The 20,423-nt window shown below is 64.3% G+C and carries 18 protein-coding genes; 6 read left to right on the top strand and 12 right to left on the bottom strand.

Features of this window, described 5'->3' with window-relative positions:
* Positions 1 to 52 precede the first annotated feature (52 nt).
* From G6N43_RS04845 to G6N43_RS04805, 9 genes are read right to left on the bottom strand one after another with little or no spacing between them, the layout of a single operon-like run.
* Complete coding sequence (locus tag G6N43_RS04845) at positions 53 to 709, bottom strand: hypothetical protein (RefSeq protein WP_083156576.1); 657 nt, start codon at positions 707 to 709, stop codon at positions 53 to 55.
* 32 nt (positions 710 to 741) lie between these two features.
* Positions 742 to 1,695, bottom strand: a complete 954-nt coding sequence (locus G6N43_RS04840) for an MlaD family protein (RefSeq protein ID WP_083156577.1) — start codon at positions 1,693 to 1,695, stop codon at positions 742 to 744.
* Positions 1,692 to 2,687, bottom strand: a complete 996-nt coding sequence (locus tag G6N43_RS04835; RefSeq protein ID WP_179967968.1) for an MlaD family protein — start codon at positions 2,685 to 2,687, stop codon at positions 1,692 to 1,694. The genes G6N43_RS04840 and G6N43_RS04835 overlap by 4 nt, the downstream gene beginning before the upstream one ends.
* Positions 2,684 to 3,805: an MlaD family protein gene (locus G6N43_RS04830; protein WP_110810517.1), complete on the bottom strand. Its 1,122-nt coding sequence runs from the start codon at positions 3,803 to 3,805 to the stop codon at positions 2,684 to 2,686. The genes G6N43_RS04835 and G6N43_RS04830 overlap by 4 nt, the downstream gene beginning before the upstream one ends.
* On the bottom strand, positions 3,775 to 4,734 hold the full coding sequence (locus tag G6N43_RS04825; RefSeq protein WP_083156628.1) for an MlaD family protein: 960 nt from the start codon (positions 4,732 to 4,734) through the stop codon (positions 3,775 to 3,777). Before G6N43_RS04825 ends, G6N43_RS04830 begins: the two co-directional genes overlap by 31 nt.
* On the bottom strand, positions 4,731 to 5,732 hold the full coding sequence (locus G6N43_RS04820; RefSeq protein WP_083156579.1) for an MlaD family protein: 1,002 nt from the start codon (positions 5,730 to 5,732) through the stop codon (positions 4,731 to 4,733). The genes G6N43_RS04825 and G6N43_RS04820 overlap by 4 nt, the downstream gene beginning before the upstream one ends.
* Positions 5,729 to 6,784 (bottom strand): MlaD family protein, encoded by a 1,056-nt coding sequence (locus G6N43_RS04815; protein ID WP_083156580.1) that lies wholly within the window; start codon positions 6,782 to 6,784, stop codon positions 5,729 to 5,731. The genes G6N43_RS04820 and G6N43_RS04815 overlap by 4 nt, the downstream gene beginning before the upstream one ends.
* A 21-nt stretch (positions 6,785 to 6,805) precedes the next feature.
* Entirely contained in the window at positions 6,806 to 7,687 is an 882-nt protein-coding gene (locus G6N43_RS04810) for an ABC transporter permease (RefSeq protein WP_083156582.1), read from the bottom strand.
* Positions 7,684 to 8,553, bottom strand: coding sequence for an MlaE family ABC transporter permease (locus G6N43_RS04805; protein ID WP_407664902.1), 870 nt, complete (start codon positions 8,551 to 8,553; stop codon positions 7,684 to 7,686). Before G6N43_RS04805 ends, G6N43_RS04810 begins: the two co-directional genes overlap by 4 nt.
* A 904-nt stretch (positions 8,554 to 9,457) precedes the next feature.
* On the opposite strand from G6N43_RS04805, the gene G6N43_RS04800 reads away from it, so the two are divergent.
* From G6N43_RS04800 to G6N43_RS04775, 6 genes are all read left to right on the top strand, one after another.
* Positions 9,458 to 10,456 (top strand): alpha/beta fold hydrolase, encoded by a 999-nt coding sequence (locus G6N43_RS04800; protein ID WP_083156583.1) that lies wholly within the window; start codon positions 9,458 to 9,460, stop codon positions 10,454 to 10,456.
* Between the two features lie 31 nt (positions 10,457 to 10,487).
* Positions 10,488 to 11,879, top strand: a complete 1,392-nt coding sequence (locus tag G6N43_RS04795; RefSeq protein ID WP_163657992.1) for a wax ester/triacylglycerol synthase domain-containing protein — start codon at positions 10,488 to 10,490, stop codon at positions 11,877 to 11,879.
* Between the two features lie 251 nt (positions 11,880 to 12,130).
* Positions 12,131 to 13,705 carry an AMP-binding protein gene (locus tag G6N43_RS04790; protein ID WP_163657990.1) on the top strand — a complete coding sequence of 525 codons (1,575 nt, stop codon included), beginning with the start codon at positions 12,131 to 12,133 and terminating at the stop codon, positions 13,703 to 13,705.
* A 2-nt stretch (positions 13,706 to 13,707) separates the two neighbouring features.
* The gene (locus G6N43_RS04785) at positions 13,708 to 14,871 is read left to right on the top strand and encodes an acyl-CoA dehydrogenase family protein (protein ID WP_083156588.1); all 1,164 of its coding nucleotides are present in this window, start codon (positions 13,708 to 13,710) and stop codon (positions 14,869 to 14,871) included.
* On the top strand, positions 14,868 to 16,007 hold the full coding sequence (locus G6N43_RS04780) for an acyl-CoA dehydrogenase family protein (protein WP_083156589.1): 1,140 nt from the start codon (positions 14,868 to 14,870) through the stop codon (positions 16,005 to 16,007). Before G6N43_RS04785 ends, G6N43_RS04780 begins: the two co-directional genes overlap by 4 nt.
* Positions 16,008 to 16,034: 27 nt before the next feature.
* Positions 16,035 to 16,826 (top strand): enoyl-CoA hydratase/isomerase family protein, encoded by a 792-nt coding sequence (locus tag G6N43_RS04775; RefSeq protein ID WP_083156591.1) that lies wholly within the window; start codon positions 16,035 to 16,037, stop codon positions 16,824 to 16,826.
* Between the two features lie 79 nt (positions 16,827 to 16,905).
* On the opposite strand, the gene G6N43_RS04770 is transcribed toward G6N43_RS04775, so the two are convergent.
* From G6N43_RS04770 to G6N43_RS04760, 3 genes are read right to left on the bottom strand one after another with little or no spacing between them, the layout of a single operon-like run.
* The gene (locus G6N43_RS04770; protein ID WP_083156592.1) at positions 16,906 to 17,574 is read right to left on the bottom strand and encodes a TetR/AcrR family transcriptional regulator; all 669 of its coding nucleotides are present in this window, start codon (positions 17,572 to 17,574) and stop codon (positions 16,906 to 16,908) included.
* Positions 17,549 to 18,994 (bottom strand): acyl-CoA reductase, encoded by a 1,446-nt coding sequence (locus G6N43_RS04765; RefSeq protein WP_083156594.1) that lies wholly within the window; start codon positions 18,992 to 18,994, stop codon positions 17,549 to 17,551. The genes G6N43_RS04770 and G6N43_RS04765 overlap by 26 nt, the downstream gene beginning before the upstream one ends.
* Entirely contained in the window at positions 18,991 to 20,385 is a 1,395-nt protein-coding gene (locus G6N43_RS04760) for a phenylacetate--CoA ligase family protein (RefSeq protein ID WP_083156595.1), read from the bottom strand. The genes G6N43_RS04765 and G6N43_RS04760 overlap by 4 nt, the downstream gene beginning before the upstream one ends.
* Between the last annotated feature and the right edge of the window lie 38 nt (positions 20,386 to 20,423).

Raw genomic sequence — 20,423 nt, 5'->3', positions numbered from 1 at the left:
CCAATAGTCGACGTGCCCACGCAATAATGCCCATACTGCCCACCACCGATCTCTACTTCCTCAGCGCGGCATCGATTCCGCCGACATCGGTAATCTGCCAGTTATTGTTTCTGTCGAGAGTGATGCTGTAGGTGGCAGTGGACTGCAGTCCGTCGGGCGCTTGCATCGTTTTGGTGAGCACGTTGACGAACGCATCGACGACCACGATCCCGTTGACATCCGTCCGCGCCTTCGCCGCCAACGGCTTCGCCGTGGAATTCCACTGGAGCGGAACAAGAATCTGCTCCATCGAGTCTGCCGCCTCCGTGAGCTTGTCCTTCAACTCGGGAGAGGTGCCGCTCACCAGCTTGGTCTTCCAAGCATTCAGATCCCGGAAGTCCATATTCGCAGCGTTCACCGCGTAGTCGAGGGCGACCTCCTCGGCATGGTTGTTGTTGCTCGTTTCTCGAGCTTGCGCGGCCAGTTGTCCGCGCACGCCGATGTACAGCCAGGCCAGCACACCGACCGCGCCCACCAGCACGACTATCACGGCGGCCAGCACCAGTGCGCGCAAGGAGACCGACACCCGTTTACGCCCCGCCTCGACCGCCGGATCGGCGGCCTCACCTTCGACGGCGCGCTTCGGGCCGGAATCCAGGTCGGTCGTCGGCTCGGCGGCGTCGCCGATGTCGGCGGACACAGCCTCAACTTCATCGTCAGTCAACGGCATCGTGGTCTCCTCCAGTGTTCGGACGCTCGGATCTAGTTTTCCGGAATCGTGACGTGCAAAGTGATCGCGCCGTCTTCGGGAGTGGCGGCCAACGCGTTCTCCAAAATCTGTGCGGTGTCGAAATTCATGAGTGCGCCCCCGATTCCGTGAAATTTTGGCAGCAGCGCTTGCGCCAGGACCTTGATGTCGGGTCCTCGGTCATCCAGGAATCCTTGGATCCGATCGAGCAGATCTCCCGTGCGCGCCATGTGCTCCGGATTGTTGTCGATCACGACGAGGGACATGCCGGATATCATCGACTGCGCGTATTCTCCAGTGTCTCGAAGGCGCGGTGCCACATCGGCAAGTGTCGGCCCAGCCCAGGACGCGTTCCTCAGGAGTGTCTGGAAGTTCTCAAGGACCTGCTGTCCTCGGCCGTTTCTGCTGTCTGCCATGTTGCGCAGCACCAGGCTCGCCCGCTCCAGGTTCGGTAGTACCTGCTTGGGATCCGGCAGAGCGGTGTCGGCTTCGCCAATGATCCGCTGGAGCTGATCGGGGTCGAGTTGGTCGAGCACCCTGACAACGCTGGTCGCCAGCTCCGAGATCGCCGGCGGCACGTGCACCGCCTCGGTTGCGATGTGTTGGCCGTCCTGCAGGACGGGACCGGTGTCGGTACGCGGGAGCAGACCGATGTAGGCCTCCCCGAGTGCGGACAGATTGTCGAGCCGCACATCGCTGTCGACGGGAATGGGGTACGCGCCGTCGACGTAGAAGTGAACGGTCGCATGGTCGACCGCGGACTCGATCCGGGTCACCTTGCCCACAGCCACGCCGCGCAACAGCACGCTAGCGTCGGCCACCAGACCGTTGATGTCGGGCACCGACATCGACAGGTTCGTGCGGTGCTCCGGTGGCCCCACCCGGACACCAAATGACCCGATATAGCTGATCGCGAAGGCGGTGATCAGTCCGAACACCGTGAATGAGAGGATATCCCGCAGCTTCATGGGGTTGCTCCCAGCATTCGAAGTACATCCTGCACGTTGCCCGACAGTTCTCGCCCGTCAGGTCCGACGATCGACGTGATGTTGATCGCCGGGTACTTGTGTTCCGGAAGGAAGAAATCGGTGAACAGTCGCCGCCACGCGGGCACCTCGTCTTCGACTGCCCACTTGGTCTGCTGCACGGCGCCCGTCGCGTCGGCCAGCGAGTTCAGCAGCGGCACCAGCCAGAACCCACCCCCGTAGACGCTGCCGATCGAGGGAAGCACCGTTCCCATGTAGCTACCGACGCGCGAACCGCGGTCGATGGCCAGCACGCCCTCCGGCGAGAAGATGAAGTCATACGCCGGGATATAGCTGGCCATGACACTTGCGGTTCCCGCCAAGCCGTCGAGCGATTTGTCGACTAGGTCGATGTTGGCGGACAAATCCGACAGATCAGTCGCCACACGCGTCACCAGTGCGCGGAGTTCTTCACGCTGTGGTGGCACCACGTTGTTGAGATGGATGATCGTGTTCTGGATGCGTTGGATCGACCCACTTGCAACGAAGTTGGACAAGTTGGCGATCGTATCCTCCAATTGGGGAGGAGATGTGGTCTGCACCAGAGGGATTCGTCCGCTCGGGCCCAACGGTTGGGCAGAGCTCTCAGGCTGAGCACGTTCGAGTGCCACGTATGTGTCACCCAATACAGTCGATTGCTGCAGAGTGGCATGGACGTCGCCGGGCACCACAACCGAGGAATCGATCCGCGACGTGACGTCGACATGAGCGCCGCGAAGGTTGATGTCGGTGACGACACCTACGGTTGTGCCGTCCTGCACCACCTTCGCCCGGTTGGGCAAGTTCAGCACGTTGGCGAATTCCATCACGATGTCGTAGCCGCCCCGGTCGGCGTTGTCCGGCTGCGGCAGCGAATCAACCGTGATCGACGCACACGATGACAGCAGGACGGCAGCTGCGGCCGCGACGACCGCCGATCGTAGCCGGCGGCTCATCGCTGACTCGCTTGCATGAGCACGAACTGAAGCAGCGCGACATCTACCGCGTACGGCTGGCCGTGCACATCGGCGCAGCTGCCCGGCACCTGGGCGTTCATCAGACCGCAGAGGGCCAACCCGTTACGTTCCGGAATCCGGTACAGCGGCGGCCGGTAGGCGATGTTGAACTGGCGCCCGTTGAAGTGGTTGGCCAGGTTGTTGATCCACCAGGGCACCGGATTAAGCAGATCCGCAAAGGCGTTCGCGTGCGGAGTCGCCTTGCGCATAGCAGCGCTGACCGAGTCCAGGGTTATCTGCGTCTCGTCACCCAAGTTGTTTTCGATGTCGGCCAGCGCTTTCAAGAACGGGGCGAGGTTGTTGGCGAGCAGTGCAGCACCCTCGACCGCGGTCTGCAGATCCGGCATGGTCATGCGCGCGTCCAACAGGGCCTGCTTGATCGGACCCCGCACTTCGCTGACCGTCGTGGTCAACTCGGCGAGGTTGTCGACGATGGACCCGATATCGCTGATCGCCCGATCTGGGCTGTCGAGCAAGCTCGACGACCTGACCAGGAGCTGGTTCATTCGAGCGCCGTTGTCGCGCGCCAGTTCATCGATCCCGGCCACCGTACCGCCGATGTTCGTCGAGTCGGCGGGATTGATTGCGTTGAGAAACGTTGTTGCCGAACCAATCACCTCCGACAAGGTCTTCGGTGTGGCGGACCGGTTCAATGGGATGCAGGTGTCTGCCTCCAGTTGGGGGCCGCCCCCGTAGTTGCCGACCAGTTCCAGCGAACGGTCGGCGAGAATCGACGTCGATCGGATTACGGCCTTGACGTCCGACGGAAGCGACCGGTCGCCGACCAGGAAGTCCACTCGCACGGAGGTCGGGCTGGGAACGATAGACGTCACCTCACCGATCTGGAATCCCATCTGGGTGACCGGGTTGCCGACATACAACCCGACGCTGTCGGGCATGATCGCACAGTAGGCAATTCGTTGCCCGGCACCGACTGCGCCGCACGAGGACGCCACCACGACGACACCCGCGGACACCAGCAGTGTAACCGCGACGCGGGCCGCTCTACGCACCATCCGAACAATCATCAGCATGGGCTCCCCGGCATCGGTATGCATACGTCGGTGGCGAGCAGCTCCGGGCGTGCGTTCTGCGCATCCAGGACGCGGTCGATCTTATCTCGTATCCGACGCAGTCTCGGAACGATTCGACTGTTGTTGTCCACCCACCTTCGTACCCGGTCCTGCCATTCGCGGATCTTGGCGAGAAACTCGTCACGATGGTCCAAATAGAATGCGCCAACCGGGGAGAGAGATTCGACGACCTTGCCGATGCCCATCAAGGCACCACCAAAACCCTTGCCGTACAGCACCAGTATCTGTTCGACGAGGGCAGCCTTGAGGGCGAGCTGACGAAGCCCATCCTTGTAGTTGGCCAGTCCCTCAATGTATTCGTCGGAGACGTCGAGAATCGACGAGATCTGTCCGCGCTGCCTGTCGATCGTTTCCGTGAGGCTGTTTCCGGCGTCAAGCAGCGCCGAAAGTGTGCTCACGTTCGCGCCGGTGAGGCCCTGTTGCAGTTCGTCCAGTGACTGGTTGATCGGCTTGGGATCTACCCGTTCGGTGATCTTCGTGGCGTCGGTCAACGTACGTACGAGGCTGTACGGCATTGTCACGTGTTCCACCGGGATAGTATTCGAGCCGAGCGGATCGTCTCCCAGTGAAATCAGATTCACGTAGTATCCGCCGACCACCGTGAGCATCCGGACTTCGACATGCGACTTGTCTCCGACGAATGCTTCGTTGTCAACCTTCGCGCGGACCCGTACCTGGTTCGGCTCGACCGACAGGTCCTCCACCTTGCCGACCGTGATGCCCGCAATCCGCACAGTGTCGCCCGGGCGGATCGAGGCCGCGTCATCGGTGTAGAAGGCCACGGTCTTTTGTCCCGGCGGGCTGACGTAGAGAACGGTAGCCGTCAGGGCCAGCACGACGACCATCACGAGGGCGCCCACACCCCACAATGTCGGATTGCGCAGGAAATTCATCGATTGCACAAGACCACCCTTTGCCCATTCAGCAGAACGTCCAGCGACTCGGGTAATTGAGCGCGGCCGCGCGCGCACGGTAGTGGGACATCCGGTGGCATCGCCGGCTCGAGGTTGTCCCACATGACCGGCACCCTCTTGAACGCATCGCTGTAGTCGTCGAATACGGTGACGGCCCGGTCGAGCCCGTCGGCGATGTCGGCACCCGGTTGAAGCCCCACATTGTGCAAGAGCCGCACTATGGGGCTGGTGAACCCGGGTCCGTACAGTTCAGACTTCCGGAACTCGTCAATGATTCGGATCGCCGCGTCCAACGGCCGGTTCAGCCAATCCAACATTTGAACGAAGTCCCTCGAGTGTCCCCCGAACGTGTCCGCGATCGCGTTGAGATTTCCCATCAAGGTTGCGACGACCTGTTGCCGATCTGAGACGAACTCGGTCAGGGTATGAATACTCTCGAGCATCGGCCCCAATCCACTGCCGTCTCCGGCGAGCAGCGTCGCGGCGTTGTCGGTGAAGGTGTCGATATCTTCGGGACTCAACGTCGCGAGAACCGGCTGGAGCCCGTTGAACAACCTGGTGATGTCGAAGGAGGGCTGCGTCATGCTCAGCGGTACCTCAGTCACCACATCGTGTTCCGGGGCCTGCTCGGCGGGATCGACGATGTCGAGATAACGAAGCCCGGTCAACGCCTGATACTTGATGGCCAGCCGCGTCGCCGGCACCACCGCGTACTGCTTGTCGAGGCTGAACTCGACGGTCGCCAGGCTCTGGCCTGCCTTGCGCACCAGCTCCATCGACTTGACCTTGCCGACCCGCACCCCTCGCACGCGCACGTCGGCGTCGAGGTGCAAGCCGGCAACATCAGTGAATTGTGCTGTGTACGAACGTGTCTCGGCGGCAACCGGTTGCCGCAGGACATTTGCGATCAAGATGAACAGCAGGACCCCCACGACCGAGGCCACGGCGAATCTCCACAACGCTCCCCACGGCTTCACTGCGGAACTCCCATAGCCGCGAGCGGCGCCGCCACACCGGGAATGTTGTCTAGGACGATGTGCACTTGTAAGGCGCGTTGCTCGGGCGTCCCGCCGTAGAGCTTTTCCAGTCGCGTCCGTAGTTCCACCAGGCTGTCAGCGACGCCGGGCGGCGTGACGACGCCGGGCACGGTGTCGCTGAGCGTCTGCACCATCTGAACCGCCGGCAGGAGATCCTCGACGTGTTTCGACACCAGTGTGCCGACCTTCGCGAAGAACGAGGTGGTGACCATCTCGAGCGTCCCGACATGTCTGCTCTGCCAGAACTCCTCGGAGATGGGCTCACCGGCAACGGCGCCGCCCGGCCCGGACGCCAAGAACCGCGTCAGCCCGGAATGGGCGAAGTCGTCGACGGCGCTGCTGGCCGCCTCCACGAACCCGGGGAGTGCCACACTTACCCCCGTAGCGTTGGTCAAAAGTTGTGCAGTAGAGACCGTTTGGACCTCGGTAATCGCGTCGGCGGCGATCACCATGGTTTCGAACAGCGGGTTGAGGGCATCGGTGTATCGCGTGGTGCGCTCGACCACCTCGATCAGCTGCGTCGTGATCACCCCTCCGGTCAGGTCTTTGAGATCGGACAGCAACGTTTCCAGCGTGAAGTTCCCGCGAGGCACCAGATCGATGGTCATTCCGTCCTTGATCACCTGGCCGCCGGCGGTCGGAATCACATTGATGGCAGTCACACCGAAGTAGTTCGCGGGCCGGAAGTCGATACCCATCGCGTCGGTCAGGCCGGTGGTGGGTCCGGCCTGGAAGTCGACACCGAGCCGCACACCACCGCTGGGCCGACTCGATATCCCCGAAACCTGTCCCACTTTGACCCCGTGCAGCATCATCGCCGTTCCCACCGAAACCCCTTGGCCGACATATGGTGTGTCGATCACCATGGAGACCTGGTCGACTGGACGGCGGTTGAATGGCTCCAGCACGACGAGTAGGCCTACCACGGCGACGCAGAGCGCCACCGCGACACCAACGATGGTGAACGCCCGCGCCTCGGCCTCCGGAGACATTCGCAACAACACCGTAGTCACCTATCCCTTGAAAACGAATTCCGGCTTCAGTCCCCACAACGCGATTGTGAGCATCACATTCAACACCATCATCACCACGAGGCTTGCCCGAACGGCGCGCCCGGACGCGGCCCCGACACCGGCCGGTCCGCCCGATGCGAAATATCCGTAGTAGCAATGAATCAGAATGACGGCGGCGCAGAAGACACTGGCTTTGAGAAGCGAGTACGCGATGTCCGTCGCCGGCAGAAACTGCACGAAGTAGTGCTGGTAGGTTCCGCCCGGCTGATCGTGGAAAACCCGGATCACGGTGTTGGAAACATAGAAGCTGACTACCAACGTTAGTAGGAAACCCGGTACCACGCAGAGCATTCCGCCGACAAGGCGGGTACCCACCACGAACGGAATCGACCGCAGGCCCATTGCTTCGAGAGCGTCGATCTCGTCAGAGATCCGCATCGAGCCGATCTCGGCGGTCATCCGGCAACCCGCCTGCGTCGCGAAGGCGATCCCGGCGACCAGAGGCGCCATCTCCCGGACGTTGACCAGACCGCCGACGATCCCGGACAGTGCTCCCAGGCCGAGCAGATTCAGCGTCCCGAAGGCCTCGATGGCAATCGACGCGCCGATCGCGACACCCAATATTGTCAGCACACTGACCACGCCGCCGTCGACGATGATGGCACCCCGCCCCCACGCCAGGCTGCTCATCTCCTGGAGGGTCTGCCGCCGATACCGGCGTACGGTCACCGGCAACAACCACAGCGTCAGTGCGATGAACGTCACCCACTGGCCAACCGTTGTGAACGGCGCACCAACTTTCGATCGCACCGCGACCAAAGCGGCGAACTGTTTCGACGGCGTCGCGGTCCGGCCCGGGTTCGCCAAAGAGGGTGCCGTCATGAGACCTCCATGGGGAAGAACATCGCCTGCAACTGAGTGATCGCGAGGTTCACGACGACAATGCTGACGGTATTCAGTACCACCGATGAATTCACTGCGTCGGCAACACCTCGCGGGCCGCCCTTGGCCTCCATTCCACGCAGCGAGGAAATCACGGCGACAATCGCGCCGAAGATGACCGTCTTGCCGATCGCGAACCATGCGTCAACGGTTTTCGCGAATGCGCCGAAGGTCATCCAGAAGCTGCCGGAGGTCACGTCGCTCACAGTCACCGCGAGAATGAAAGCGGCTGCGACGGCCGATGCGATGATGATCACGCACAGCACGGGTGCGATGAGGATGAGCGCTAGAAAGCGTGGCACCACAAGACGCCGCACCGGATCAACGCCGAGTGAACGAAGCGCGTCGAGTTCCTCACGAATCGCCCTGGCCCCGAGGTCGGACGCGATGGCCGACGCGGCGGCGCCACCCATCAACAGGCCGGCGGTGATAGGCGCCCCTTGCCGCAGCACACCTACCGCACTGGCAGTGCCGGCAAGAGAGCTGGCGCCGAGCTGATTGACAAGACCAGAGACTTCGACCGACACGGTGGCGCCGATCGGAATTGCCATGAGCACCGCCGGTGTCGCGGTCACCTTGAACAGCGTCCAGGCCTGGACGATCAGTTCACCGAACGGGAGGCGTAACGACAGGGTGTCCGTGATGGCGTATCGCAGCACCGCGGCCGCCATGAGCACACCCCGCCCGGTTGTCGCCACGCTGCGCACCGGTACCGCGGCTACCCGCGAGGCTCTCCTGCGAAAGCTGACCCACAGGAGCGCCGGTATCGCGGGCAGGGACAGGCGATCCTGGCGAGCGGTGGCGATCACGGCACCCCGCCGGGGTGCCGCAGCGCTCGACGTCGTTCCCCGAACTCGTGCGATATGTACATCTGACTCCCTTGTCCACTCTTAGGCGTCCACTCTTGGGCGAATCCTGCCGACGAAGAACTCCGCCGATCACGTGCCCGACGGCAATGCCGGTACCCGTTCAGGACCCGACCTCGACCACCCCGCCGACTGCCACCCTGCGACCGGCCATTTGTCACCGACCGATGCTCGCCGTCGCGCGACCGTTGATTGGTCCTTCCACCTGATCGGTGTCGTGACGGTCGGCTCTACCTTGCGACCGGAGATTTGTGCGTGAACAACGAACGTCCGCCCGACACCTTGGTGACGCCAGCAAATCCGTGTTCAACGGATCGCCTCGCGCGAGCCGCAATATGGCACTCCATTTCACCCCTTCGCCGCTACCGAGCGGTCGTCTACGCCGTCTGCGTGGACGTCTTCACTACCAGGCCGCCCATATTTGAGACGTCGATATTTAAAAGTCGAGCCGTCTCAGAATGAGCAGAGTAGTGTCTTGAGTCACAGCTGTCAAACGCCTTGCTCTCGATCACAGCGGCGCTCGAGATTCGTCCAGCAACCAGTGTGCGAGCCGCCTTCAGTGCGCTGGGGACCAGCGGTGGCCGGAGGAATCGGCACTTGCCTGCCGGCCAGGGCTCCGGCGGCCTGCACGGGAGCTGCAGTGCCGCAGCCCCCTCGCAGACGCCGTGCCGTATCCAGAGCGACCACGCGAAAGTGATTGACGGCGGGACCATCCTCGCTATTCTGATGCGGATCGGTTCAAAATTGGTATAGACCGGGGGGGTGGACGCGAGTGAGAGTCCGAAGGTCTGTGATAGGGCGGCGGTCCGCTGCCGACCGACCCTGGCTGCGCGGCGGTAAGAGCATGCAACCGGCCCCGACCCCACCGGATTCCGCCGACCACGGCTGGCAGACGGTTGACTGGTCCAGTCACGCCCACGACGCCGAGGTAAATGGCCGACGTGTCCACTATGTCGACATCGGTACAGGCCCGCCGGTAGTACTGATTCACGGTCAAGGGGCGGCGTGGCAGTGGTGGTTGCGCGTCATCCCCGTCCTCGCCAAGGACACCCGCATCATCGCGATCGATCTCGCGGGATTCGGGGAGTCCGAACCCGTGGCTTCCGGTGACGTGTTCGCAGAACAGGTTGCGACCGTCGTCGGACTGCTCGACCATCTGCGCATCGCTGCAGCAACCCTGGTCGGTCACTCGATGGGCGGACTCGTAGCCCAGCGGGCCGCCTGCGATCACCCGGACCGAGTGGCCGGCCTGTTGCTCATCGATTCCGGGGGCAACACCGTCGGTCAAGCACGGTTGACGGCGCTGCAGGTGGGGTTTCGGGTTTTCAACCTGGTGTTCAGCATACCCGCGGTCCCGCGGTCGATCGCTCGGTACGGGCCATTGCGGATCGCGTTTTTCGCACTCGCGACCGCGCATCCCCGCTGTGTGACGCGGCAACTGGCCCAAGAGCTGGTGCCACGGATGGCATCTCCGGGTTTCATCGCGACGATGGTGGCGGGATTTCAGGCAGTCAACCAGGCCACACCACAGGCCGTGCCCAGCCCGGCGCTGGTGGTGTGGGGACGCCAGGACCGTATCGTCCCGCTGTCCGTCGGACAGCGGTTGGCGGCCGAGATTCCCGATGCCCGCTTGGTGGTCCTCGATCGCGTCGGACACTGCGCGATGATCGAACAACCGATCGAAACTGCTGCTCTCATAGCCAGCTTCTCCCACGATCCGGTCAACGGCAGGCCGGCGGGCGAACCATTGCAACTCGACCTCGATGAACAAGGTCGGCGAGTGACGAACCGCTTCGCCGACCGCAATGGTCCGTCGAGGCTCGGTCGTCAAAACCCGGCTTGACGACACGATGGACGGTGAGAAAGGAGTCCGGATGATCGAGGACCAGTCGTGGGCGGAACTCGACAACTGGGGCCGCGAACCGGTCTTGTCGGAGTTGGACGCACTGATGTGGCGAACCGACCGCCACCCCGGAGGGGCGTGGTCCGGGGTCGTCCTCCAGCTTCTTGACAGTGTCCCCGACTGGAAGCGGCTCTACGCGGCGCACGAATGGTTCGTCCAAATAGTTCCGCGCTTCGCTCAGCGGGTGGTGGATCCGGTGATTCCGGTGGGGCCGTCGATGTGGGAGGACGACCCATCGTTCGACCTGAACTTCCACTTGCGGCGGGTTTCGTTGGCCAGCCCGGGAACGCACCGTCAGCTGCTGGACCTCGCCCAGACAATCGGACTCACGCCGCTCGATCGGTCCCGGCCGCCCTGGGAGGGTTACCTCGTCGAGGGACTCGAAGGCGGCCGCGCGGCCTACATCATGCATTCCCATCACGTGTTCATGGATGGCCTCGCCCTGGCGTGGCTGCATTCGCGGGTCCTGAACGTGGGTCGGGCACATCAGCCGGACAAGCCGCGGCCCGAGCGTGCACCTGAACGCCATAGTGCGCTCGACGTGACCACCCAGCAGCTCGCTCGTCAGATAGCCGATGTCCCCAAGGCGCTGCTGGGCGGCGGTCGGGTTCTCGGCCACGCCGTCAGAAATCTTCGGACGACCGCAGACTACGTGTCGTCGCTGGCCCGGGTGGCCGGCCCACCGCCGAAGAATCCATCCGCGGTCCTGCGCGGTGGCTCTCGACGAATGTGGCGGTTCGGCACCATGGAATGCGAGTTCGCCGATCTCCGACGCGCCGCCAAAGCCGCCGGGGGCTCGTTGAACGACGCCTTCGTGAGCGCGCTGCTCGGTGGGCTGCGACGCTACTGCGCTGCCAAAGGCGAGGATCTTCAAGACATCCCGATTTCCATGCCCGTGGCCATGCGCTCCGCGCAGGACGCAATGGGCGGGAATGATTTCGCCGCAGCTTATTTCCTCGTACCGTCGGGCATCGAGGATCCCGCGGAACGGATCCGTGCGATGCACGACCGAGTGGATCGTGTTCGATCCGAGCCCGCGCTCGGCTTCCTTGGCGCCGTCACCCCGATCCTCAACCGGACCCCGTCAGGTATCGCGGCCGCCATCCTCGGCGCCGTCGGCGGCGCCGTCCTCACAACGAGTTCGTGGCCGGGCATCGCCGAAGACCGGTACATGGCAGGCGCACGATTCGAGCGGATGTTCGTGTTCGCCCCGCTGCCCGGTACCGTTTTGACGTCGGCGATGTGCACGCATTGCGGTGTGTGTTGCATCGCGATGAACGCCGACGGTGAGGTGTTCGACGACCTCGAGTTCCTCTGGGCGTCAATGCAAGAGAGTCTGGACGAGATCCTGGCACTCGCGTAGCCGTGGCCTCGCTCTATCCCCCCCGATCGCACCGGTGATTCCGGTGAGGGGTTAAAGGCGCCGAGGCCACCGACCCCGCAGCCATGCCACGGATCGAAAGATAACGATGGTTCACCGCGCCGCGCTCACCCCCCCTGTCTGAGCATGAGAAAACGCCCGTAGAACTTCGGACGCAGGAAGTCGAAGCGCATAACGCTCGTTCGTCCGGGGGCTTCCGCGACGCCATGGGCAACGCTATAGTGATTTTTGAGATGACGAGTCACGTAATTGTCGGCCTGCTCCGGGCCCGTGCTGCCGCAGCGGCTGACAACGTCTGCTGCGCCATGGATGACGTCTCCTACACATACGCGGGGATGGACTACATCTCCGAGCGTCTCGCGGCCGGTTTCGCCGATCTGGGTGTGCGCTCCGGCGATCGGGTGGCCACGCTGGCGCCGAACCGCCCCGAGCTCCTCGAGTTGTTTTTCGGCCTGGCTAAGACGGGCGCGGCACAGGTACCGTTGAACGCGTACCTCAAGGGTGAGTTCTTGATCCACCAGCTACGGCAGTCACGGTCGTCGGTGTTGATCACCGATGCCGCCGGTCGGGCAGCAGTGGCGCCGTTGCGCTCTCAACTACCGGACCTGCGGACCACGGTGATGCTCGATGACCCTGTGGCTGACGAAGTTGCCTATGCGTCGTTGCGTGACCATGCTGGCGTACCCCCGGTGCCCGCGCTCACCCCGGCCAGCACGATGTCAATCCTGTACACCTCGGGAACCACAGGCCTGCCGAAGGGGTGCGTGGCCAGCCATGGCTATTACCTTCGCAGCGCGCGACTGATCGGTGACGCCCTCGAGATCGATTCTGACGACGTGCTTTTCGCTGCGCTGCCGCTGTTCCACTCGGGTGCGCAACTGGTGACGGTGACCCTGCCGCTGCTGTATGGAATTCCCGCCTACCTGCGGAGCGCGTTCAGTGCGCAGGCATTCTTCCCACAAGCCCGAGAGGTCGGTGCCACGGTGATGATCGCCGTCGGCGCCATGGGCAGGGCCATCCTGGCTACCGAGCCGTCCGACGCGGACCGGGACCACAGGGTGCGGCGGATCATGTGCGCCCCGCTCTCGGTGGACGATCAGCAGACCCTCCGGGCACGGTTCGGCGTCGAGCCCTGGGTGGATATCTTCGGCCAGACCGAGTGCATGCCCACCGCGTTGGCGGGGCTGTCGTCGAAGGACCGGGACCCCAACGGTTGCGGGATCGCGGCCCCCGACCTGGAGGTCGCCCTACTCGACGACGAGGGGCGGGTACTGGAAGGCGAGGCGACCGGCGAGATCTGCCTCCGGCCCAAGGCTCCCTACGCGATGTTCGACGGCTACTTCGAACAGCCCGAGGCGACGTTGCAGGCGTTCCGCGGTCTGTGGTACCACACCGGCGATTTCGGACGCCGGCTGCCCAGCGGGGCGTTCGCCTTCGCCGACCGACTGAAAGACTCATTGCGGCGGCGCGGTGAGAACGTCTCCAGCCTCGAGCTGGAAGCCGCGATCGATCGCCATCCCGACGTGGTGGAGTCGGCCGTCCACGCTGTTCCGTCCCCACTGGGTGAAGACGATATCAAGGCATGCATCGTGGCGGGATCACCGATCGCCCCAGCCGATCTCTTCGAGTTCTTCAAGACGACGTTGCCGTACTTCTCCATCCCCCGCTACGTCGAGTTCGTCGAGGCGCTACCCCGCAACGGGGTCGGGCGAGTGATGAAGCATAGACTCCGCGCGGCGGGGATCACCGACGCCACAATCGACTTCGAGGCGATGAATCTGACCGTGTCCAGACAGGAGCGACGCTGACGATGGATTTCACTCTGACTCCCGAGCAGCTGGATTTACAGGCTCGGGCCGAGAAACTAGGCAGATCGTTCACCGACGAGGCTCGCGGTTGGGATGCCTCCGATGAGGCACCCTACCGAGACATCTTCGACCGGGTGGGCGCCGAGGGGCTATTCGGCGTGGCGATGCCCACTGAGTACGGCGGGCAAGGTGGCGGTGCCATCGAGTACTTGATCGTGGTGGAGGCGCTTTTCCGGTACGCACAGTCGTGGCTGCCGCCGGAGCCGGTGTTTTGCACCAGCGGACCGGGTCCGTCGATGTTTCTGCTCGGTGACGAGGTCGTCAAGGACAAGTACCTGCGCGATATCGTGGCGGGCCGGCGCGGCTGCAACATCGCGCTGACCGAACCCGACGCAGGTTCAGCCCTGACCCACCTGGCCACCACGGCTGTTCGGGACGGTGACAGCTATATCCTCAACGGGCACAAGAGCTTTGTGACGGGATCCAACGTCAACGACCTCAATGCCACGTTCGTCCGGTTCGACGGCACGCCCGGCGCCAAGGGCATCGGCGCGGTGGTCGTGGAAGCGTCGATGCCCGGGGTTCAGGTGCGCCGGGGTCCGGTCTTCATCGGTGATCGCGGCGTGCACCACGGCGAGATGGTCCTCACCGACGTGCGGGTACCCGCCGAGAACGTCATCGTCGGGCCTGGCCAGTTCGCCCGGCTCATGACCGCGTTCAACCTGGAACGGCTGCACAACTGCGGGTTCTGGCTCGGGTTCAGCCAGGCCGCGTACGACGAAGCGGCGGCCTACACTCAGCAGCGCGAGGCGTTCGGCAAGTCGATCATCGACTTCCAGTCGGTCTACCACAGCCTGGCCGACATGTGGGTGCAGATCGAGGGGCTGCGGTTGCTGGCCTACCGGGCGGCGTCGACGGCCATCGACGGTCGCTTCCCCAAGCTCGCCGAGGTCACCCAAGCCAAACTGTTCGGCGCCACCATCGGGCCGCAGATCACGTTGAAAGCCATGGAACTGCACGGCGGCTACGGCGTCACAACGGATTTCGCGATCCAGCGAATCCACCGCGATTGTGTCACCAACGTCGTCGCCGGCGGTGCGCCGGCGGTCTTGCGCAATGGCGTGGCTGCCGGCTTGTTCCCGAATCGAAGGTTTCCGCAAGCATGAGTCTCACCACCGAACAGCGCGACTTTCAAGAAGCCATCCGCGACTTCTGTGCCCGCGAGAGCGGCACCCGGGAACAGCGGGAAGCGATACTGGATCCCGACGAGGAAGATCAGTCGGCCGTCCTCTACAAGCGACTTGCCGATCTGGGCTGGCTCGGCATCGCGATCCCCGAGGAGTATGGGGGCTCGGGCGGCACCTACACCGAGCAGACCATCCTGTTCGAGGAGTTGTACCGCGGTTTGGCTCCGGTAAAGGCGCTCGGGCCGACCACCACGGTCGCCGGCTGCTACAAGCGGTTCGGATCCGAGGAACAGAAGCGTGACGCGCTGGGCGCGATCGCCCAGGGTTCGATCATGTCAATTTCGATCTCCGAGCCGGGCGCCGGCTCGGACGTGGCCGCCATCGCCTGCTCGGCCAAACCGGTCAGCGGCGGCTGGGTGCTCAACGGGCAGAAGACGTGGTGCTCCTATGCGCACCGGGCAGAACGCATCCTGCTCGTCGCACGAACCAGCCGCGAAGAGAAGCGACATGCGGGGTTGACGATCTTTGAGGTGCCCGGCAGCGCCGAAGGCCTGGAGACGAGGCGGATATCCACTCTCGGCGGCCGTGAAGTCAACGACATCTACTTGACGGATTGCTTCGTCCCCGCGGAGAACGTGGTCGGAGAAGTCGGCCGCGGTTTCCCGCAGATCATGGCGGGTCTCGACGGTGAACGCCTGGTCGGAGCTGCGGTCGGCATCGGAATGGCCCAGCGGGCGCTGGACGACACCATCGCTTACGTCAAGGAGCGCAAGCAGTTTGGAACGACGATCGGCTCGTTCCAGGTTCTGCGTCACCGCATTGCCGACTTGGCCATCGAACTCGAATGCGCACGGCTACTCACCTACGAGGTGGCCGAACGACTCGAGAAGGGACCTGATCCGGTAACCACCCGCTTGACGTCGATGGCGAAGGTCAAGACGTCCGAAATCGCCAAACAGGTTGCACTGGAAGGCATGCAGATGATGGGCGGTTACGGGTACGCGACCGAGTACGAGATGGCCAGCCATGTCCAGCACTCGCTGGTGTTGCCGATCTTCGCCGGCACCAACGAGATACAGCGCGAAATCATCAGCGGTTCACTGGGCTTGCGGTGAAGTGTCGAGAAGGGACGAGTAAGGACAATGTCAGCAACCGAAACGGACGTTCTGGTCACCCGTGACGGCCCCGTCGGGATCGTCACCATCAACCGGCCGGAGCGGCTCAATGCGGTCACGCCGTCGGCGGGAGAGCGGCTGTCCGCGGCATTTCAAGACCTCGAGGCCGACCCGTCCGTGCGCGCCGCGGTGCTGACCGGCGCCGGACGCGGATTCTGCGCCGGTGCCGATATCGCCGGGGACGTCGGAAACGCCAGGGACGTCCTGCTGGATACCTGGAATCCGTTGATCCAGACGATGCAGAGCCTGGAACTTCCGATCATCGCCGCCATCAACGGAGTGGCCGCCGGGGCCGGTGTGTCGCTGGCGCTGGCGTGCGATCTGCGCGTCGCCGCAGAGTCGGCACGAATCCAGTTGTCTTTCACCAAGGTCGGACTCATCCCGGATGCCGGTTTGACCTGGCTGCTCCCCCGCGTTGTCGGGCTTGGACGAGCCAACGAGCTCGCTCTGCTGGCCCGAGATTTGCACGCACCCGAGGCGCTGCAGTGGGGTCTGGTGAACCGAGTGAGTGAAGACGGGGGCGCCTTGGACACCTCGGTGGCGTTGGCCCGCGACATCGCCGGGCTCGCCGGCAGCGTCACGGCCGTCAAGTGGGCTTTCGGTCGCACGTTCACGTCGACGTTGGCCGAACAACTCGAGTACGAGGCCCACACCCAAGGCTGGCTACAGGAGCAGCCCGACTTCATCGAAGCCACCAAGGCATTCGGTGAGAAGCGGGCGCCGGACCGGGCACCACGTCAACCCGGTTTGCGGCCCTGACCAAGGCCGTGCCCCGTCTTGCTTTCGGGCAGCCGGCGGGCGGCACCGAGTCGACCCAGGCGCGTGCAACGCGAAGGGTTCAGCGTGGGGTGGGTCCCTCCGGCGGATGGCCGGCAACCCCCCAGGCCGTGAACCGGGCCAGGGCTGAAGCCAACTCTTCTCGGGCCGGACGCTCGCCGGGAGCGAAGAGCAGGCGGTCGCCCAAAGCGAATCCGAGGGGGATGGCCACCAACAGGCGACTCGCGATCGCCGGATCGATCGCGAACCCGCGCTCACGCCCGCGCTGGCTCACAACTTCCTGCAGGTATTCCAGCAGAGGCGTGAATGCCTGAGCCAGGCCGCCGAACTCGGCGGATTCGCCTTCGAACGTGAGAGCCGCCAGCGCCGCGGTGAGCAGTCCGGCGTCTTCGAACAAGACCTCGAGCAGTTCGTCGAACAGCCCGAATGCCGCGACCTCGGTTGCGACGCCGCGCGGCTGTCCGCTGCGCCGATTCGCCACGCCGGCGACCGTCCGGTGCAGTGGGACGATGACGGCTTGCTCGAACAGTCGCGCCTTGGTGCCGAAATGGCGGAAGAGCGTGGCCTCGGCGACTCCGGCGGCCTCCGCGAGATCGAGCGTGCTGGTGCCGCGATAGCCACGTTCGGCAAATAACACTGCAGCCGACTCCAGGATCCGGGAACGTGACAGCTCGGCACCGGGGCGCCGCCGTGGTGCGGCCGCATCACCGTCCGGCGATAGTTCCGTCACTCGGCGATACCGTGTCGTCGCGAACCCACCGCACCATTCTAGATAGCAGCTCGATCGCGTCGTGCGGTCCCGCCATGCCCAGCCAGACCGCGCCGCCGAGGGACACGATGCGTTGACCGCCGCGCAGCGCGCACTCGTCGCGGATTTGCGCCTTGAGCGCGTCGGGGAACACCCCGATCGTTTGTGTGTGAACCGTCAGGCTCCGCAGCGCATCCGCAACATCGTCGATCGGCACGATGTTCGCCACCCGGCAGTCGAGCCTTTCGGAGAAGTCGACCACCTCGTCGTGCTGGGAGACGATCACCGCGCCCTCGTTGGCCCGACCCCCGATCACCCGGAAATCGCTCGCGTACCGGATGCCGTCCAGCTCCTCGCGCAGTACGGGGTCGAATGCCGGGTGTGGTGCGCTGATCGACGTCGGGAGACGCTGGAGTTCGTCGAAGACACGCCGGCCGAATCGGTTGGCCGCCGCGACACCTGCCGGGTCGGTGCCCGTCTGGACATAGACCACCCGGGCGCTGACGCAGCCACCTTGATTGAAGTAGCCAATATCGGTGGCCGCTCGCCGCGCCGCGTCCTGGATCGCTGCGTCGTCGGCGAAGGCGTCGGCCCCGATGATCGAGGCACTGAGCTTCGGGTCGAGCGCGACCAGGTCCAGGCCGGGCGCGAGGTAGCGGCGCACACTGCGCATGGACGCGAACCCGCCCCAGGCGACGATTTTCTCCACCACCTTGGGGTCGTAGATCCGTCGCTCGACGGACTCGTCGCCGCCCTTCCAATACGCGACGCTGAAGTGCCGGGTGATCGGGTGGTCAGGCGCCATCTCTGCCATGGTGCGCGCCAAAGCCACCGCCGCGTACGGCTCGTTCGACGGGATCTTGACTATCGCGTCACTGCGCGCCAGCGCATTGTTGATCACTGTGTACAGCGCGATCATCGGGCTGTTGCCGGCGATCATGTGCACCGCCCGGGCACCGAACGCGCGCACCGCGACCGTGCGTCCGATCAGCGGGCACTCGACCCACCCCTCCAGCGCGTCGCGCCCGATGTTCTGCTCGATCAACTCTTCCAACACCGGGCGCCGCAGGAGCGGGAGGAACTCGCGATAGGTGGCGATCAGCATCTCGGCGGAATACAAGGCCCGATCAGCGCTGAGTTCGACCGCACGACGCAGGTGCGGGTTGTCGTCGACGTCCAGCCGGGTGCCCAACTCGACGAGATAGTCGACGATGTCGTCCACGGTGAGGCCGTGGAGGTCGCGCAGCTCAGCGGGATCGGTCAGCAGGAGCCGGTCCAGATGCGGTTCCAGGGGTGGGGCGAGTAACCCGCCCGCCTCCTGCGGATCGTCCTCGATCAGGTGGCCGCGGATGATCAGCGGCACCACCGGCATGGTGTGGGCAGACCGCAGACCGGTGGTCATCGGTGCACTCCGAGCAGCGTGTCCGCGGCCCGCTCGTAGGCTCCTGGCGACTTCGCGCAGGTGATCTTGTCGTCGTCACGGAGCTGGCTGTAGCGCTGGACATCGTTGCTGATCCGTGGGCCGCGCCGACCGCACTCGCATTCCGCATCCCAGTCGATGGTGACCCTGTCGCCGCTGATCGCCCCGCCCCAGTGCGTCCGCACGGCGAGGTCGAACAGCGCCAGCCGGCCCGTCCGCACCCCGGCACGTGGCAACGGCTCGCTGGTCTGCGGGTCGATCACGAACGGGATCACCGTCGGCGGTAAGTGGAAGTACCCAGCGGCACAGAGCCGGGACAACGCCGTCATCTCGCTCATTCCATAGAAGTCGTGGAACGGTCCGTCGAAAACGGAGGCAAGCAACTCCCGCCAGCCGTCGGGGAACTCTGCGCCCTTCGATCCACTGCCGCCGGCGGTGATGATGAAACTGTCGGCGCTGAACTCGGTGCGCCGCCCCCTCGCGGCGGCTTTCGCCGCGAGGTCCACCATGGTGCCGGTCGGGCCGAAGACGACGACGCGGCGGCCACAAAAATCGTCGAGCAACTCATCGAGGAAGCGTTCGGCTGATCCGGCCGCTCGTTTCTGGGCGTCGACGAGGTTGTCCCGCACCCGCTCCAACGCCGGAGTCAACACGGGTGGGGCGGTCTCGCCGCGCGCCTCCGCTGCCCGCTGGCGGCCCCAAAGCCACAGCATGTCGACATCCCAGTGGCCGTCGCCCAGCATGTGCATGCGACTGCCGTCGCCGCCGTAACAGTGCCGACGCAACAGGTCGAACATCCGCGGCATGTTCTGCCGTCCGGTCGCCATCGGGATGGGGGCAAACCATTCCGGCTCCCCGGTGTGCAATCCGGAGTCCTGTTCGTTGCCGAAACCGCGAAATGATTGCAGAACCAGCAGGGCGAAGACATCGGCCTCGTGCGTGCTGCGCGGGAAGAAGGACACCTTGCCGCTGGTGCCTGAACTCACGTTGGGCCAGATCGATGTCGCCGCCTCCAGCGCAGACAGCCACGACTCCAGGCTGTCGCAGCGATCGACATCGACCTCGGCGACGCGTTCGGTCGTCAGGCCGGACAGCCACTGACTCATCCGGTCATACCGGCCTTCTTCGATATACCGGGCAGAGTACGACTTGTACAGTGTGTGCGGCAGACACAGCGGCAACACGTCATCGAGTGCGTCCAGCCGAGTCACGCCGAGGTCGTCGGCGAGGTGGGACACCGCTCGCACCCGTGGCATCAGGTCATCGAAACGCTCGCGCAGGGCACGGAGCTGAAGTTCGGACACCTCGGCCGGGTCGAGCGCGTAGACATCGTCGGGATGCCACGCCGGCAGTTCGTCGAAAAGGTCAACCATCGTTCATCCTCCACTGTGGTCGGTGTGGCGTCCCGGCG

Source organism: Mycolicibacterium moriokaense (assembly GCF_010726085.1).
Taxonomy (GTDB): domain Bacteria; phylum Actinomycetota; class Actinomycetes; order Mycobacteriales; family Mycobacteriaceae; genus Mycobacterium; species Mycobacterium moriokaense.
This window is presented reverse-complemented; position numbering and strand designations above follow the sequence as displayed.